At 64.6% G+C, this 14,319-nt stretch carries 18 protein-coding genes; 8 read left to right on the top strand and 10 right to left on the bottom strand.

Features of this window, described 5'->3' with window-relative positions; all coding sequences use genetic code 11:
• Both DH10_RS10170 and DH10_RS10165 read right to left on the bottom strand, forming a co-directional pair.
• On the bottom strand, positions 1-651 hold a 651-nt coding region (locus DH10_RS10170), incomplete at its 3' end, for a PfkB family carbohydrate kinase (RefSeq protein ID WP_192384657.1).
• 7 nt (positions 652-658) lie between these two features.
• Positions 659-1,657 carry a DUF2125 domain-containing protein gene (locus tag DH10_RS10165; protein WP_192251509.1) on the bottom strand — a complete coding sequence of 333 codons (999 nt, stop codon included), beginning with the start codon at positions 1,655-1,657 and terminating at the stop codon, positions 659-661.
• Between the two features lie 124 nt (positions 1,658-1,781).
• Between DH10_RS10165 and DH10_RS10160 the strand changes: the two genes are divergently transcribed.
• The 3 genes from DH10_RS10160 to DH10_RS10150 all read left to right on the top strand — a co-directional run bounded on the left by DH10_RS10160 (position 1,782) and on the right by DH10_RS10150 (position 4,240).
• Entirely contained in the window at positions 1,782-2,324 is a 543-nt protein-coding gene (locus DH10_RS10160) for a gamma-glutamylcyclotransferase (RefSeq protein WP_192251506.1), read from the top strand.
• 251 nt (positions 2,325-2,575) lie between these two features.
• The gene (locus tag DH10_RS10155) at positions 2,576-3,523 is read left to right on the top strand and encodes an aldo/keto reductase (protein ID WP_192251503.1); all 948 of its coding nucleotides are present in this window, start codon (positions 2,576-2,578) and stop codon (positions 3,521-3,523) included.
• 147 nt (positions 3,524-3,670) lie between these two features.
• Entirely contained in the window at positions 3,671-4,240 is a 570-nt protein-coding gene (locus DH10_RS10150) for a LysE family translocator (RefSeq protein WP_246506262.1), read from the top strand.
• Positions 4,241-4,246: 6 nt separating this feature from the next.
• Here DH10_RS10150 and DH10_RS10145 read toward each other — a convergent pair whose 3' ends face one another.
• Together DH10_RS10145 and DH10_RS10140 are read right to left on the bottom strand one after the other, a co-directional pair.
• Complete coding sequence (locus DH10_RS10145; RefSeq protein ID WP_192251500.1) at positions 4,247-5,047, bottom strand: lysophospholipid acyltransferase family protein; 801 nt, start codon at positions 5,045-5,047, stop codon at positions 4,247-4,249.
• Between the two features lie 88 nt (positions 5,048-5,135).
• Complete coding sequence (locus DH10_RS10140) at positions 5,136-6,038, bottom strand: LysR family transcriptional regulator (protein WP_192251498.1); 903 nt, start codon at positions 6,036-6,038, stop codon at positions 5,136-5,138.
• A 102-nt stretch (positions 6,039-6,140) separates the two neighbouring features.
• Here DH10_RS10140 and DH10_RS10135 point away from each other — a divergent pair, with 102 nt between their 5' ends.
• Entirely contained in the window at positions 6,141-6,773 is a 633-nt protein-coding gene (locus tag DH10_RS10135; RefSeq protein WP_192251494.1) for a pyridoxamine 5'-phosphate oxidase family protein, read from the top strand.
• On the opposite strand, the gene DH10_RS10130 is transcribed toward DH10_RS10135, so the two are convergent.
• From DH10_RS10130 to ftsE, 3 genes are all read right to left on the bottom strand, one after another.
• Positions 6,770-7,456 carry a YdcF family protein gene (locus DH10_RS10130; RefSeq protein ID WP_246506261.1) on the bottom strand — a complete coding sequence of 229 codons (687 nt, stop codon included), beginning with the start codon at positions 7,454-7,456 and terminating at the stop codon, positions 6,770-6,772. The two genes, DH10_RS10135 and DH10_RS10130, sit on opposite strands and share 4 nt — an antisense overlap.
• A gap of 218 nt (positions 7,457-7,674) precedes the next feature.
• Complete coding sequence (locus DH10_RS10125) at positions 7,675-8,664, bottom strand: cell division protein FtsX (RefSeq protein ID WP_192251488.1); 990 nt, start codon at positions 8,662-8,664, stop codon at positions 7,675-7,677.
• The gene (gene ftsE / locus DH10_RS10120) at positions 8,657-9,316 is read right to left on the bottom strand and encodes a cell division ATP-binding protein FtsE (RefSeq protein ID WP_192251484.1); all 660 of its coding nucleotides are present in this window, start codon (positions 9,314-9,316) and stop codon (positions 8,657-8,659) included. The genes DH10_RS10125 and ftsE overlap by 8 nt, the downstream gene beginning before the upstream one ends.
• A 181-nt stretch (positions 9,317-9,497) precedes the next feature.
• On the opposite strand from ftsE, the gene DH10_RS10115 reads away from it, so the two are divergent.
• The 3 genes from DH10_RS10115 (at position 9,498) to DH10_RS10105 (ending at position 11,320) form a co-directional block, all read left to right on the top strand.
• The gene (locus DH10_RS10115; RefSeq protein ID WP_192251481.1) at positions 9,498-10,145 is read left to right on the top strand and encodes a hypothetical protein; all 648 of its coding nucleotides are present in this window, start codon (positions 9,498-9,500) and stop codon (positions 10,143-10,145) included.
• Between the two features lie 184 nt (positions 10,146-10,329).
• On the top strand, positions 10,330-10,872 hold the full coding sequence (gene hpt, locus DH10_RS10110; protein WP_192251478.1) for a hypoxanthine phosphoribosyltransferase: 543 nt from the start codon (positions 10,330-10,332) through the stop codon (positions 10,870-10,872).
• A 76-nt stretch (positions 10,873-10,948) separates the two neighbouring features.
• Positions 10,949-11,320 carry a response regulator gene (locus DH10_RS10105; protein ID WP_192251475.1) on the top strand — a complete coding sequence of 124 codons (372 nt, stop codon included), beginning with the start codon at positions 10,949-10,951 and terminating at the stop codon, positions 11,318-11,320.
• Between the two features lie 4 nt (positions 11,321-11,324).
• Here DH10_RS10105 and DH10_RS10100 read toward each other — a convergent pair whose 3' ends face one another.
• Complete coding sequence (locus tag DH10_RS10100; protein ID WP_192251472.1) at positions 11,325-12,275, bottom strand: DMT family transporter; 951 nt, start codon at positions 12,273-12,275, stop codon at positions 11,325-11,327.
• Positions 12,276-12,463: 188 nt separating this feature from the next.
• Here DH10_RS10100 and DH10_RS10095 point away from each other — a divergent pair, with 188 nt between their 5' ends.
• Positions 12,464-13,348, top strand: coding sequence for a LysR family transcriptional regulator (locus DH10_RS10095; protein WP_192251468.1), 885 nt, complete (start codon positions 12,464-12,466; stop codon positions 13,346-13,348).
• Positions 13,349-13,365: 17 nt separating this feature from the next.
• Here the strand turns inward: DH10_RS10095 and DH10_RS10090 are convergent, their stop codons facing one another.
• Both DH10_RS10090 and DH10_RS10085 read right to left on the bottom strand, forming a co-directional pair.
• A complete protein-coding gene (locus tag DH10_RS10090; protein WP_192251465.1) occupies positions 13,366-13,968 on the bottom strand; it encodes a 2-hydroxychromene-2-carboxylate isomerase in 603 nt (200 codons plus the stop codon).
• Between the two features lie 128 nt (positions 13,969-14,096).
• Positions 14,097-14,319, bottom strand: a 223-nt coding sequence (locus DH10_RS10085; RefSeq protein ID WP_192384656.1) for a DUF4175 family protein, incomplete at its 5' end; no start/stop codon positions are given.

Genomic DNA, 14,319 nt, shown 5'->3' with positions numbered 1-14,319 from the left:
CGTCACCGCGACAAAGGCGTCGGTGCGCGAGGCGAGATCGGCGCAGGCGCTTTCCGGATCGAGCGCGTGGCCACAGACGATCCGCGCCGCCGGCTCCGATGCGACGATATGCGAGGCCAGCGGTAAGAGCCTCTCCAGCACCTCGACCGGCGCAGTGTCGGCGTCGAGGATCGCCGGAAGGTCGGCGTCCCGCGCGGCGGTCAAGGCGAGCGCTGCTGCGCCCGGCCAGCGCACATCCACCAGCACGGCGTCGAAGGCGGAAAGATCGGCAAGCGGCAGGGAGTCGGGGTCAGCTTGCGCCTTGCGATCGTAGAAGGGAACGATGACGCGCTCGCCATGGGCGTCCACCAGGATTGCGGCCAGCGCCGAGCGCGCGCCGGCAACGCGCCGGATCAGGCTGCAGTCGACCCCTTCCGCTTCTATCTCGGCGATCAGCCTGTCGCCGACCGCGTCGTCTCCGGCGCTCGCCCAAAGCGACACGTCGGCGCCGAGACGATGTGCGGCGCATGCGGCGCTCGTCGCCATGCCCGAGGCGATCTGGACACCGTCGGCGGCAATGAACTTGCCCTGATGCGTGGGGAGCGTCTCGACACGCAGGATCGTGTCGAGCGTGAAGGCGCCGACACTGAGCAGTTTGACGGGTCTTGGCATCGTCGGCCTACTCTACCGGCTTGATCTTGCCGAGCGGGATGAAGCCGAGCGAAGCCTTGCCTTTGACGATCTTGAGGGGCATGGACGGCTCGCTGCCGAGCATGGCAATGCCGGCAAAACCCTGCTCGATTTCATTTTTGTGCTCGGGGATGGCGCCGGCGAGGATGGCCGCCACCGCCTTGGGATCCTTGAGCTTGATCTTCAGGTTGGCATCGATCAGGCCGTCCGCGTCGACCGAGACCGGTCCGGACACGGTGACGCGCGCCGTTCCCGACGACAGGTCGAGCCTGGCAATGTCGATCGCCTGGCCGCGCAGGCTTTTCGGCGGCGCCGCAATCAGCGCGACGCCGTTCTTCACTGTCGCTTCGCCGGCGCCGTCGAGTTCCGGCAGCGCACGCCCGCCGATCGCGTCGGCGTCGATCTTCAGATCGCCAAAGCTGCCGGTATAGACGATGTCCTGGCCGTTCGGCTGCAACTGGCCAGCCGCCTGGCCGGCGCTGAACAGCTGCACGGGATCGGTGTCGTCGGCCGGATCGGTCTGTCCGGACAGGCCCTCTGCCTGCAGCGAAATCAGCCTCGGAAGCGGCCATGACAGTTTGACCGCAGCGTGCAGTTGGTCCCAGTCGAGCCACAGCGGCGGCATGCCTGGCGCGACAGTCCGCAACGGACCGCGCAGGTCCGCCACGGGCGACAAGGGCTGGGTGAACCGAGCGACGGCGTTAAAATCGCCGGTCGATGCCGCGACATTCCGGGCATCGTCCTGATAGGCCAGGCTGTCGCAGGCGACAGCGAAGCTCAGCGGATAACCGCTGACCGTGAGGTTGGCGCAGTCGGCCTTGATGCCTTTGCCTCCAAGCTCGACCACCGCCCGCTCCGCCTCGGTCTTGACCCGGCCGGCGAGATAGAACCATCCGCCGCTGTAGAGCGCGAACAGCACCAGGATGAACGCGGCAAGCCAGAACAGCCGGCGGCGAGGTTTGCGCGATCGCTCGTCACTTGACGTCATGCTGCGGCTCTCGTTAACCCCTCATGCGGCGAGCGGGCTGTTAATCTCACGCACAACAAGCGGGGACGGAAGAAACACCTTATCGGTGAGATGTCGTCACTCGAATGCGATCAGGCTTGGCGATATGGGCGATTTTTGGGTTTTTGGCTATGGGTCGCTGATCTGGCGGCCGGGATTCGCACATGTCGAGACGCGGCGCGCCCGTCTTTACGGCTATCGCCGGTCGCTTTGCGTCTATTCCTTCGTGCATCGCGGCACACGCGAGAGGCCGGGCCTGGTGCTGGGACTCGACCGCGGCGGCTCCTGCATTGGACTCGCCTTTCGCGTGCCCGGCGATTTGCGGAACGAAGTGCTTTCCTATCTGCGCGAACGCGAGCTGGTGACCAGCGTCTATCTCGAACGCAGCCTCGACGTCCGGCTCGATGGGAACGGCGCGGCGGGGACAGGCGGCGGAACGGTCGAAGCGGTCGCCTACATCGTCGACCGCGCGCATGAGCAATATGCCGGCGGGCTCGACGCCAACCATGCGGCAAAAGTCGTGCGCGGCGCGGTGGGTCAGTCGGGCAGGAACGAGGACTATGTCTTGAGCACGGTGGAGCATCTGAAAGCGCTCGGCATCCGCGACCACTGGCTGGAAGAGGTGGGGCGGCGGGTAACGCCTTCGTGAAGGGCATTTCCGGCGAAAACGAGATCGCCTCCAATGCTCTATCTCTTTGTTTTTACGCAATCCCGGACGCAAAGCTACGGCGAACCCGCCGAGCCTGACTCCTGCGCACTTTTGCTGGAATTGCTCTGGCCCGATCAAAAAGCAAAACCATGCCTTTGACCTCAGCAAGGCACGAACTAGCTTAACGGCAATCCATCCTTTGGGCCATCCTTTGGGCGTCGAGGCCCATCCCAGCATCACGGAGAGCAATCTTGCAGAAACGCCGTCTCGGTCGCACCGACCTTTCCATCGCGCCGCTGGTCCTGGGAGGCAACGTCTTCGGCTGGACCGCCAACGAGAAGACCTCGTTCGACCTGCTCGACCGGTTTGCCGAGGCCGGCTTCAACGCCGTCGACACGGCGGACGCCTATTCGCGCTGGGCGCCGGGCAACAAGGGCGGCGAATCCGAAACCATCATCGGCAACTGGATGAAGAGCCGCGGCAACCGGGACAGCGTCGTCGTCATCACCAAGGTCGGCTCCGACATGGGCCAGGGAAAAAAAGACCTCTCCGCGGCCTATATCGAAAAGGCGGTCGATCAATCGTTGAAGCGGTTGCAGACCGACGTCATCGACCTTTATCTGTCGCATTGGCCGGACCCGGCCACGCCGTACGAGGAAACGCTCGGCGCCTATCAGCGCCTGCTCGAGAAGGGCAAGATCCGCTATCCAGGCTGCTCCAATCTCGATGCCGGACAATTGCGCGCGGCCCTCGACGTTGCCAGCCTGCGGAGCCTGCCGCGTTATGAGGTTCTGCAGCCTGAATACAATTTGTACGACCGTTCTTCGCTGGATGGCCCGCTGCTCGATCTCTGCAAGGGGGAGGATCTCGGCGTCATCACCTATTTCAGCCTCGCCAAGGGATTCCTGAGCGGTAAATACCGCAGCAAGGCCGATTTCGGCCAGAGCGAGCGCGGCGAAGACGTGGCTGAGTATCTCAACGAGCGGGGCATGCGTATCCTGTCCGCGCTCGATGCCGCGGCAGTGCGCCATTCGGCCAAGCAGGCGGAAGTGGCGCTCGCCTGGATCATGGCGCGGCCGGGCATCACCGCGCCGATCGCCAGTGCCACGACGCCCGCCCAGATGGACAGCCTGATCCGCGCGGCTTCGATCAAGCTTTCCGCCGACGATATGGCCGCGCTGGACCGCGCCAGCGCCTGACAGAATCGGTCGCGCAAGGCCGCGCACGATCGTCCAAGACCTTTGCGGGAGCCTCACGATAATCCTTGCCGCATCACGGCAGGAATTGGGGTTCACCATGGCCGGAGAGGTTCTGTCCGAGGTGCAGCCCTGGCAGCAATTGCTGGCTTGACTATCGCAGCGACCGTCGTCATGGGCAGCCCCGGTCCGGCGACGATCAGCGTGACGGCTATCGGCGCGACCTTCGGTTTGCGCCATTCGCTGCGCTACACCTCAGGCGTCGTGCTTGGGACGGTCGCCGTGCTCCTGGTGGTGGCCGACGGCGTCTTCGGTATGCTCGCCTCGGTGCCGGCGCTGGCGCCATTGCTGACGGTCGCTTCGGCCATCTACATCCTCTACCTGGCCTTCAGGATAGCGACGGCGCCGCCTCTTGCCGAAGCCGGAAAACAGGCGGCACGTCCCACTTTTCTCGGCGGCTTCATGCTCGCTGTCGCCAACCCGAAAGCCTATGTGGCGATCGGTGCCGTATTCGCCGGCGCTTCGGCGCAGCGCGATGTGCTCGGCCTACCCGCCAGGCTGCTGGTGCTGGCAGCGATGATCGTCGTTATCCACGTCTTGTGGCTTCTCGCAGGAACCGTTTTCGCGCGGCTCTTACGCAATCCGATGGCGTCGCGAATCATCAACCTGATTTTCGCGGCGACGCTGGTGCTGACCACCGCGCTCGCGGCACTGCCGTAAGCAGGATCAAGTCTTCGTCATTGCAACAGCGCCAAGCTCCGCCAGCCGCTTCACCGCCGTCGGCGGCATGGGCGGCGGGTTCGGCGCGCGCGCGGCTTCGACGAGCAGCTCGTCGCAGGCGGCTTCCGTCTCGCCGATCAGGCGCTGCATGAATTCCTCCTTGTCGAGCCCGGGCGGGATCGGCGGCAGGAAGCGGGCCTTGATGGTGCCGGGGAAACGCATGAACTTGCGGCGCGGCCAGTAGAGGCCGGCGACATGGGCGACCGGCACCACGGGAACGCCGAGCTGAGTATAGAGCTCGACGATGCCGTATTTGTAGGAGGGCTCGGCGCCCGGCGGGCGACGCGTGCCTTCGGGATAGATGATGAGCTGGCGGGGATTGCGCGCCATCTCCTGCCTGGTCGCGGCGACGACCGCCTTCAGCGCCTTGGAGCGGCTGCCGCGGTCGACCGGGATCATGCGCATCTTCATGATGTACCAGCCAAAGAAGGGGATCCAGGTCAGTTCCCGCTTCAGGATATACAACGCGTCGTCGAGATAAGGAAAAAAGGCGATCGCGTCCCAGAAGGACTGATGCTTGGGCGCCAGGATGAAGGACCCTTCAGGCAGGTTCTCGACGCCCGTGATTTCGCTCCTGGTGCCGGCGATCTTGTCATAAAGCCACATCGAGGTGCGCGACCAGAATTTCGGCACGAACCAGGCGCGGTGGCGGGGCGACAGGAAATAGAAGGGCGTCCAGAAGATCATCTGGACGACCAGGCTGAGATAGAAGGCAAGGTTGAACGCCAGCGAGCGGATATAGAGCATGCGGGAAAAGGCCCGGGTGTGGAAGTGTGCGTTGGTTACACCAAGCGCAGGCAAAAAGGAAACGGCCTGGTGAGCGAACGCGCCGCCGTCATAAGGATCGCGCCAGCCGCTCCTTCAGGCGCGGCGCGGCGAAATCGAGGAAGGCGCGCAGCTTAACCGGCAGCAGGCCCCGACCGGCATGCACGAGATTGACCGGCCAGGGCGGCGGCTCGAACGGCTCCAGCACCACACGAAGCGCGCCCGCGCGCACGGCGGCGTCCGCCTGGTAGGACAGCACCTTCGTCAGGCCGAGACCGGCGATCGCCGCGTCGATTGCCGCCTCGGCGGTGTTGACCTGCAGCCGCGAGCGGACCGGAACCGCGGTCTCGCTCTTGCCTGTCACGAAACTCCACGTCGCGGGAGAGGCAAGCCCCTCGAAGGTGATGCAGTTGTGGCCGGCGAGGTCGCGCGGTTCGAGCGGCGTGCCGTGCCCGGCGAGGTAGGCTGGGCCTGCGCAGACGACGCGGCGGATCGAGCCGACGCGCATTGCAACCATGGCCGAATCCGGCAGCTCGCCGATGCGGACGGCGAGGTCGATATGCTCCTCGACCAGTTGCGTGATCCGGTCCGACAGCGTCAGGCGGATGTCGACGTCGGGATAGACGGCAAGGAAGGCGGTGATCACGGGGAGCACATGCAGGCGGCCGAAGACGACCGGCGCGGTGACGACCAGCTCGCCGGTCGGGCTCGAGTATTCCCCGGCTGCAGTGCGCTCGGCCTCGCTCACCTCTTCCAGGATGCGGCGGCAGGCGGCCAGATAGGATTGGCCGGCGTCGGTCAAGGTGAGGCGCCGCGTCGAGCGGTTGAGCAGACGCGCCTTTAGGTGCCTCTCCAGCTCGGAGAGCTTGCGGCTCACCGTCGCCAGCGGCATGCCGGCGCGCCGCGCGGCGGCGGAAAGGCTGCCGGCCTCCACCGTGGCAACGAACAGGGACATGGCGTCGAGGCGGTCCATTCATTCTTCCAGAAAACGGAAGGATAGATTGCAAATATGCCTTCTACCTCCGGATTTCGGAAGAGATTAAATGTTGTGCCACTTCGTCCGAGGAGCGCCGCCATGAACGCCTTTACCAGCGATGTCGCCTTCACGCCGACCGTCAAGGCGATCCAGTCCCGCAAAGGTTCGCGCCAGTCCTATGCGCGTGTCGAAGAGCGCGGCGGCTGGCGGGCGGCGATCACGTCCGATCTCGCCGCCTTCATCGAGGCGCAGACCAGCGTGTTCCTGGCGACGGCCAATGCCGGGGGCCAGCCCTATATCCAGCATCGCGGCGGCCCGGCCGGCTTTCTCAAGGTGCTCGACGAGCACACTATCGGCTTTGCCGATTTCTCGGGAAACCGGCAGTTCATCACCCAGGGCAATCTTGCGGACAATGCCCAAGCCTTCCTGTTCCTGATCGACTACATGCTTCGGCAGCGCATCAAGATCTGGGGCAGGGCGCAGGTCGTCGAGGACAATGCGGAACTGACGGCGAGGCTGATGCCGGCAAACTACAAGGCGCGGCCGGAGCAGGCGATCCTGTTCAGCGTCACGGCCTGGGATGCCAATTGCCCGCAGCACATCCCGCAGCGCTTCGAGGCGGCGGACGTGGCCGCGGCGCTTGCCGAGCGCGACCGGCGCATCCAGAGCCTCGAACAGGAGATCGCGCGGTTGCGCGGCAGCACCAAGGTGCCAGGAGAGGGTCTAGTTTAGTTCTTCACCGTGGAGGCTTCGGCGAGGGCGACGCCCTCGACGGTCGGGCGAAGCGGAACGACGCCGCGCGCCAGCGCCAGCACATATTTGCTGTATTCGGTGAGCAGCACGCGCAGCGCTTCCGGCTTGGTCAGCCAGCTGCCATTGCCGAGATTGGTGTTGACCACCGGATAGGGCTCGAGCCGCGCGCCATGCAGCAGCCGGCCCATCTCCAGCAGGCTGCGCGGCATGTGGTAGTTGTTGGTGACGAGGATGATGCTGCCATAGGCGTGGCTTTCCACCCATTTGGCGCTCTCCTCGGCATTGCCGATCGTGTCGAGCGCGGCGCGGTCGATGTCGACACAGCAGGAGAACAGCTGCTTGTCGCCGCCCAATGCCACTTGCAGCTGGCGGCGGCTGGCCGAGGGGTGAACGCCGCTGATCAAGAGCCGCTCGCCTTTGCCTGATGCCAGCAGATCCATGGCGGCGTCGAGCCGCGACTGACCACCGGTGAGCACGATGATGGCATCGGCCCTGGCCGGATTGACCGGCGTCGTCATGTTGCTAACCTTGTCGGCAAACCAGCCGAAGCCGCCGGCGAAAAGCGCCAACAGGGCAAGCACAAAGAAGCCGCAGATGCGAAGCGCAAACCTGAGACGACCGGACCTTTCAGGCGCCGCGCCGCCCGCAAGCGCCGCTGGCATCCGTCCAGCCGTTCCGATCGAGTCCCGCGCGTCCATCATCCCCAGGTTAATCCTGAAAACATCCTATGGTTAACTCTGAAATGCGGCCTTTGATAGATAGGACGGCGCACATTGCGTTACGGCAGTTTCCCTTGCGTGATCATGCACTTGGATCCTGATCGCATCGGAAGCCCGGTTGTCACCGCTTGCATTCGGCGACCTTTGGTTTCGGGTCATGGTCAGCCTGCCTCCGGCTGGCGGATATCTATATCGCTAAGATAGGCGACGACCGTGGCATGCGAGGTCGCCGCCGTCAGCGCGCCGATCACCAGCACCATCAGGCCGACGCCGAGATAGCCGGTGGAACCGATGGCGAAATTGCCGAAGAGCGCGGTCGCCTGATCCGCCTGCGGCGTCGCCATGTTGCGCGACGACCACCAGGAAAAGACGATGAAGACGGCAATAGCGGCGGCGCCGCCGGCAGCGGCACCCTTCATGCCGGTGACCAGGAAATGCCATCGGAATTCGCGCGCGATGAAGCGGGCCTCGGCGCCGACGAAATGCAGCACTTCGATGATGTGGCCGTTGCCGGCCATGGCGCCGCGCGTCGCGAACACCACGGTCAGCACCGTCGCCGACAATATCAACGCCAGAACGGCAAAGCCGATCGTCACCGTCGTATGGGCCATGGCGACCAGCCGGTCGACCCAGGTGCGATGGTCGTCGAGCGCCGCGCTCGGCAGCTTGGGCGTGATCGCGGCGCGCATGGCGGCGAAGTCGGGCGGATTGGCCTCGTCGATGGTGACGACGATGAGGCGCGGCACGGGCAACTCGTCGATGTTGAGGCCGGTGCCCAGCCACGGCTCCAAAAGCCGCGCCGTCGCATCGCGGTCGACGATCTTCGTGCCCGTCACGCCGGGAAACTCGCCGGCGATCTGCGAGGCCTGCGCGAGGGCCGCTTCCATGTCGAGGCCCTCGACCGGCTTGATCTGGACCGTCGCTTCGCGCGAAATCTGGTTCTCCCACACCGAAGCGGTGTCGCGCACCAGCGTCACGGCGCCGAAGGTCAGGCAGGACAGGAAGGTCATGATGGCGATGACCAGCACCAGCGCCCGGCCGGCGATGTTCTGCGCCGGTACGATCGGCGCCATCTTGCGCTGGACGCGCCGAACGGTTGCCGTCGTCTCGGCGGCCTCATCCTGCAGGTGATCGACCGGAATATCAGTCATAGACGTCCAGCCTTCCGCCGGCGAGAATCATACGCCGTGCATCGACCTGTTCCATCAGGCCGAGATCGTGGGTGGCGATCACCACGGCGGTGCCAAGCCGATTGAGCTCGATGAAGAGCCTCAGCAGCCGGCGCGCCAGCGGCGGATCGACATTGCCGGTCGGCTCGTCGGCAAGCAGGATCTCCGGCTGTTCGATCAGGGCGCGGGCGATCGCGGCGCGCTGCTTCTCGCCGCCCGACAGCACCGGCGGCAGCACGTGCATGCGGTCGCCGAGGCCGACCCATTTCAGGAGCTCGGTGACGTCGGTGCGATAGTTTGCTTCCTCGCGCCCGCGCACGCGCAAGGGCAGCGCGACGTTCTCGTAGGTGGTCATGTGATCGAGCAGGCGAAAATCCTGGAACACCACGCCGATCCGGCGCCTGAGCAGGGGCAGCTCGCCGCGCGAGATGCGCGAGCGGTCCTTGCCGAAAATGGTGATCAGTCCGCGCGTCGGTTTCAGCGACATGAAGAGCAGGCGCAGCAAGGTCGTCTTGCCGGCACCCGAGGGGCCGCTCAGGAACTGAAAGGAGCGCTCCGGAATGTGCAGGGAAATGTCGCGGAGGATCTCCGGACCCATGCCATAGCGAAGGCCGACATTTTCGAAGCGGATCACGTTCGGCGACCTGAAACCCTAGGCGGCGTTCTGCCAGCCTGTTCTCTGCCAAGACCATCGGCCGGCATGGTTAATCGTCGGTTAATTTCTGCTCGTTTTCGACGTTTCACAGCGGTTCCGGTGGGGAAGCGTTAACCATTTGCGTTTACCCAAAACAAACGAAGATTGCACTGGGGCCGTAATGGCTGAGGATCGAACCGCGCGCCCTGTTTCCGGCGAAATCATGACGGGTGCGGCAGCAAATGCCGCGCCCGAGCGCGTCATGTTCGATGCGCCGCCCGATATCGTCGATGCCGACTATGTGGTGCTGCCGCGATTCGCTCCCCGTTCGGAACCGATCGCGGCGCCGCCACCGCCGCAGGCGCCCTCGACGCCATCCATCGATGGCATGGGCATGCTGCGCAAACCGGAGGCTGCGCCCGCGCGGCCGGCCTCGCGCGGCGGTCCGATCTTCTGGACTGCCGGAGTGTGCTCGGCACTCGTCGCTTTCTGGGTGTCGGGCGGACACGCCCTGGTGCGTCAAAGCCCCTTCTGGGCGGCTTCAGCACCGGCAAGCGCGCTTAGCATTTCCGGCGTGACGTCGCGAATCGATGCCTCGGGATTGAAGCCCGTCTTGTTCGTCGACGGCGAGGCCGCCAATGACGGCGCAAGGTCGGAGTCGCTGCCGCCGCTCGAGATCCGTGTCACCGACAATGCCAGCAACGTCATCCGCTACAGGCTGGGGACATCCAACCGCTCGCTGGCTCCCGGCGAAAGATTCGGCTTTTCCAGCCGTCTCGATGTGCCTAGAAACGGCGTGAAGGCCGTGTCGGTCACCTTCGCCGGCTAAGGCATGTCGATATTCAGGTGATGCCGGCCTGCAAATTGTGGTTTCCTGCGCTTCCGGTGCTCACGTACTCAAAAGTACGCTCTGCTCCGGTTCTCGCAAACCACCATTTTCGGCGCGGCCTGACCTGAATCTCAACACACCCCGTCACGACCGCAGTTGCAGGCAAATATTTTTGAGAGGACATATGCCAGTTGTTCGCGGCAAGGATATCGAGGTCCTATTTTCGGCGTCGGCGATCGCCCGCCGCAATCTCGAGCTCGCCAAGGAGATCGCCGGGCGCGACTACCATGATCTGCTGGTGATCTCGATCCTGAAGGGCTCGTTCGTTTTCGCCGCCGATCTCATCCGCGCCATGCATGATGTCGGCCTATCGCCCGAGGTCGAGTTCCTCTTCATCTCCAGCTACGGCGCCGGCACCACCAGCGGCGAGGTCAAGGTGCTGCGCGACATCGACAATGAGGTCGCCGGCCGCGACGTTCTTTTGATCGACGACATCCTCGAATCAGGCAAGACGCTTTCCTTCACCCGCGACCTCATGCTGTCGCGCGGCGCCAAAAGCTGCGCCATCGCCGTGCTGCTCGACAAGCGCATGCGGCGCCAGACCACGCTCAACGCCGACTATGTCGGCTTCGACTGCCCCGACTATTTCGTCGTCGGCTACGGCATGGACGTCGCGCATGCGTTCCGGGAATTGCCGTTTGTCGGGGTCGTGAAGGGCGACGCGTAAAGGTCGCGCTGAAAAGGCTGCACGCACGTTTCAAATTTTCAGAAAACGTCAACGTTTCGGCGGCATCTATCTCGGCATGGCAAAGCTCCTGATCGTCGAGGACGATGAGTCCGTCCGCACCCTCGCTGCCCGCGCGCTGGAGCGTGATGGGCACAGTGTCACCATCGCCGCCGACGGCGCGCAGGGGCTCGCCCTGATCAGCCAAGCGCGCGGCGGCTACGATCTCGTTGTGTCCGACATCCGCATGCCGGAGATGGACGGCATCGAGATGGCGACAGCGGCGGCAAAACAGTTCCCGTCGATGAAGATCATGCTGATGACCGGCTATGCCGACCAGCGCGAGCGCGCCGAGGAACTGAACGGCATCATCCTCGACGTCGTGCAGAAGCCGTTCACGCTTGCCGAGATTCGCGCCCGCGTCGGTCGGGCACTAAGCTGCTTCGCTTGACCGTTTAGACAGCATCGCCGATCGCTGCGATTGCAGGCGCTGCGCTACGCCGGCGTTCGCCGTTGAGCGCGAACAGACCGGCGCCGATTATCAGTGCCGCGCCAAGCACCGTCGTCGACCGCGGAACCTCGGCGAAGAACAGGAAGCCCCAGAGCGGCGACCAGAGGATGCCGGTATATTCGAAGGTGGCGACGCGGTTGGCGGGCGCCATACGATAGGCCTGCGACAGCAAGATCATGCCGGCGGAGGCGACGAAGCCGCAGGCGGCCATCTTCAGGAAGTCCGGCATGGTCGGCCATGCCCATTGCCGCACCAGGAAGTCGAGGCTCGGATGACCCGCATGGGTGATGCCGGCAAGATGAAATATGGTGGCGACCGCCACGGCGCCGGTGAGATAGGCACCGTTCTGGTAGAAGGCCATGACGGTGGAGGATTCGGTATCGCCGATCCGGCGCGCCATCAACTGCGAGAAGCCGTAGAGGAATGCCGAGCCGAGCGACAGCAGTGCCGCCCAGTCGAACAATCCGGCGCCCGGACGCAGCATCACGATCACGCCGACCAGGCCGATCAGCACGGTCGTCAGCGTCCGCCAGGAGACGTGCTCACCGAGATAGGGTCCGGCAAGCGCCATGATGAAGAGCGGCGCCATGAAATAAAGCGCTATGGCGTCGGCCAGCGATAAGGCGGCGATCGCCAGGTAGTAGACGGTGTAGGAGCTGAATTGGATGAAGGCGCGCAGCGTCAGCATGCCCATTCGCTTCGACAGCAAGGCTTTCAGGCCGACATCGGCCTGGACGATAACGATCAGGATCGGCAGCGCGACGACGGCGCGGATCGCCATCACTTCGGTCACCGGATAGCCGCCCGAAACCGCCTTCACCAGCGGGTCCTGCAGTGAAAAGACGAGGACGCCCAGGCAGAGGCTCAGAATACCAAGCACCATCCGGTTCTGCATCGTCGTTCCAGCGAAAAAGAACCCGCTACCGTTTCGGGCAGCGGGCACGAGTGAGGACTCTTCGAATTGGTCCGCGGCCGATTTCGCGGTCGCATATCCAATGGGTGCGGTGACTATCCTGCGGCGTTTGACATGTTGCAAACGAATTGGAATGATACCAGCAATCAAAATTTCTTATGGCGACTTCCATGAAGCCCACCCTCGACAGCGATCTCCTGCGCACCTTCGTGGCGGTGGCCGAGACGGGCAATTTCACCAAGGCCGCCGAAAAGGCCGGACGCACCCAGTCGGCCGTTTCCATGCAGATGAAGAAGCTGGAGGACATGGTCGGCGACAGCCTGTTCGAGCGCGGCTCGCGCGGGGTAGCGCTGACGCGACGCGGCGGCGAGCTCATCGCCAACGCTCGCCGCATCGTTTCGCTGCTCGACGAGACCGCGGCGTCGCTGGTGGCGCCGCCGCTGGGTGGGCCGGTGCGCATCGGGATCCCCGCCGAATACGGTCGCTCGATCCTGTCTCGGGCGCTCGGCGAATTCGCCAAACGCCATCCGCGCGTCGAGGTCACGGTGCGCTACGCCCATTCGGCCTCGCAGGTGAGGTCGCTGGCGGCGGGTGAGCTCGACCTCGCCGTGGTGTTCGAGTGGGAAGGCTTTTCCGGCGGCGAGGTGCTGATGCACGATCCGACGGTATGGGTGACATCGATGCTGCACCACATGCATGAGGAGCGGCCGGTGCCGATCGCGCTCTACAGCCGCGACGGCTGGTGCCGCGACTTCGCGATCAAGTCGCTGCAGCAGCGCGGCCTCGGCTACCGTGTAGCCTACACCAGCGACACCAATGGCGGCCTGACGCTGGCGGTCACCTCGGGGCTTGCGATCGCGCCGATCTCGCGCAGCAACATTCCGCCCGACTGCCGCGAGCTGACGGCCGCCGACGGCTTCGGCGACATCGATTCCTCCAATGTGGTGCTGCACCGCAATCCGCTGGCGACGGGCGAAGCGATCGACGGCATGGAGAACGCGATCCGCGAGGCGTTCATGCTGACCAGGCAGGCGCAAGCAACGGCCAATCTTTGAATTGCTGAAAGTTCAGCTCAATCCGGCGGCCCGCTCTCCATCTGCTTCAGCCAGCGAATGGCGTCGTCGAGCCGGTCGTCGCCCCAGAACAGTTCACCGTCGACGACGAAACTCGGCGAGCCGAAGATGCCGAGCGCCTTGGCCTGCTCCGTCGCAGCCGCGAGATCGGCCTTGGCGTCGTCCCTGTCGGCCTGCCGAAGGACCTTTTCCGGCCTCTGCCCGGCCTTCTCGATACTCGCCGAAATGTTCGGCTCGCTGCCCGCCGGCTCGCCAATCTCGAACCAGCGCCGGTAGCTTTCCCGGGCATAGGCTTCGCACCAGCCCTCGCGCGCCGCGACGAGAGCGACGCGATTGGCGCGTTCGAGCTCGGCCAGCGGGTAGGGCGCCGGCAGTTTCGGCACCATCCTGTACATCGCCGCGCGGCGCTCGATGTCCCGCCACATATAGGCGGCCTTCGCCGGCTTCTTGGCGAAGGGAATGTTGTCCATCTCGATCATGATGGCACGCACATTGAAGGGTCGCCAGCGGAACTCGATGCCGGTCTCAGCCGCGACCTCGGCGAGACGCATCACCGAAAGATAGGTGTAGGTGCTGCCGATGGAGAACCAGAAGTCGATCATCGCCCCATCCCCTCATGCCAATGTACCCTCGGTAGGACGATACCGGCATGGGGTTCGCCCGGCAATCGGGCTACCTTTCGGCAAGCCGACAGCATGGCCGGCGGGGCAGCGATAGACCGGCGAGGTGCCTATTTCAGCTCGAGCAGCCGTTCGAGATAACTGCGCTCAATGTCGGGGCTCAGCGCGTTGCCCAGGCGCTTGCGGATCGCCTCGAGGATCTGGCGGGCGCGCTGCACGTCGATCTCGTCCGGCACCTTGACCGAGTTGCCGTCGTCGGAACCCTTCGTGGCGCGCGGCCGGCCGAGCGGGTCGCGGTCGGCGTCCTGCTGACGCCCACCCTGCTCGCTGCCG

The sequence above is a fragment of the Mesorhizobium silamurunense genome (assembly GCF_014843825.1).
GTDB lineage: Bacteria > Pseudomonadota > Alphaproteobacteria > Rhizobiales > Rhizobiaceae > Mesorhizobium > Mesorhizobium silamurunense.
This window is presented reverse-complemented; position numbering and strand designations above follow the sequence as displayed.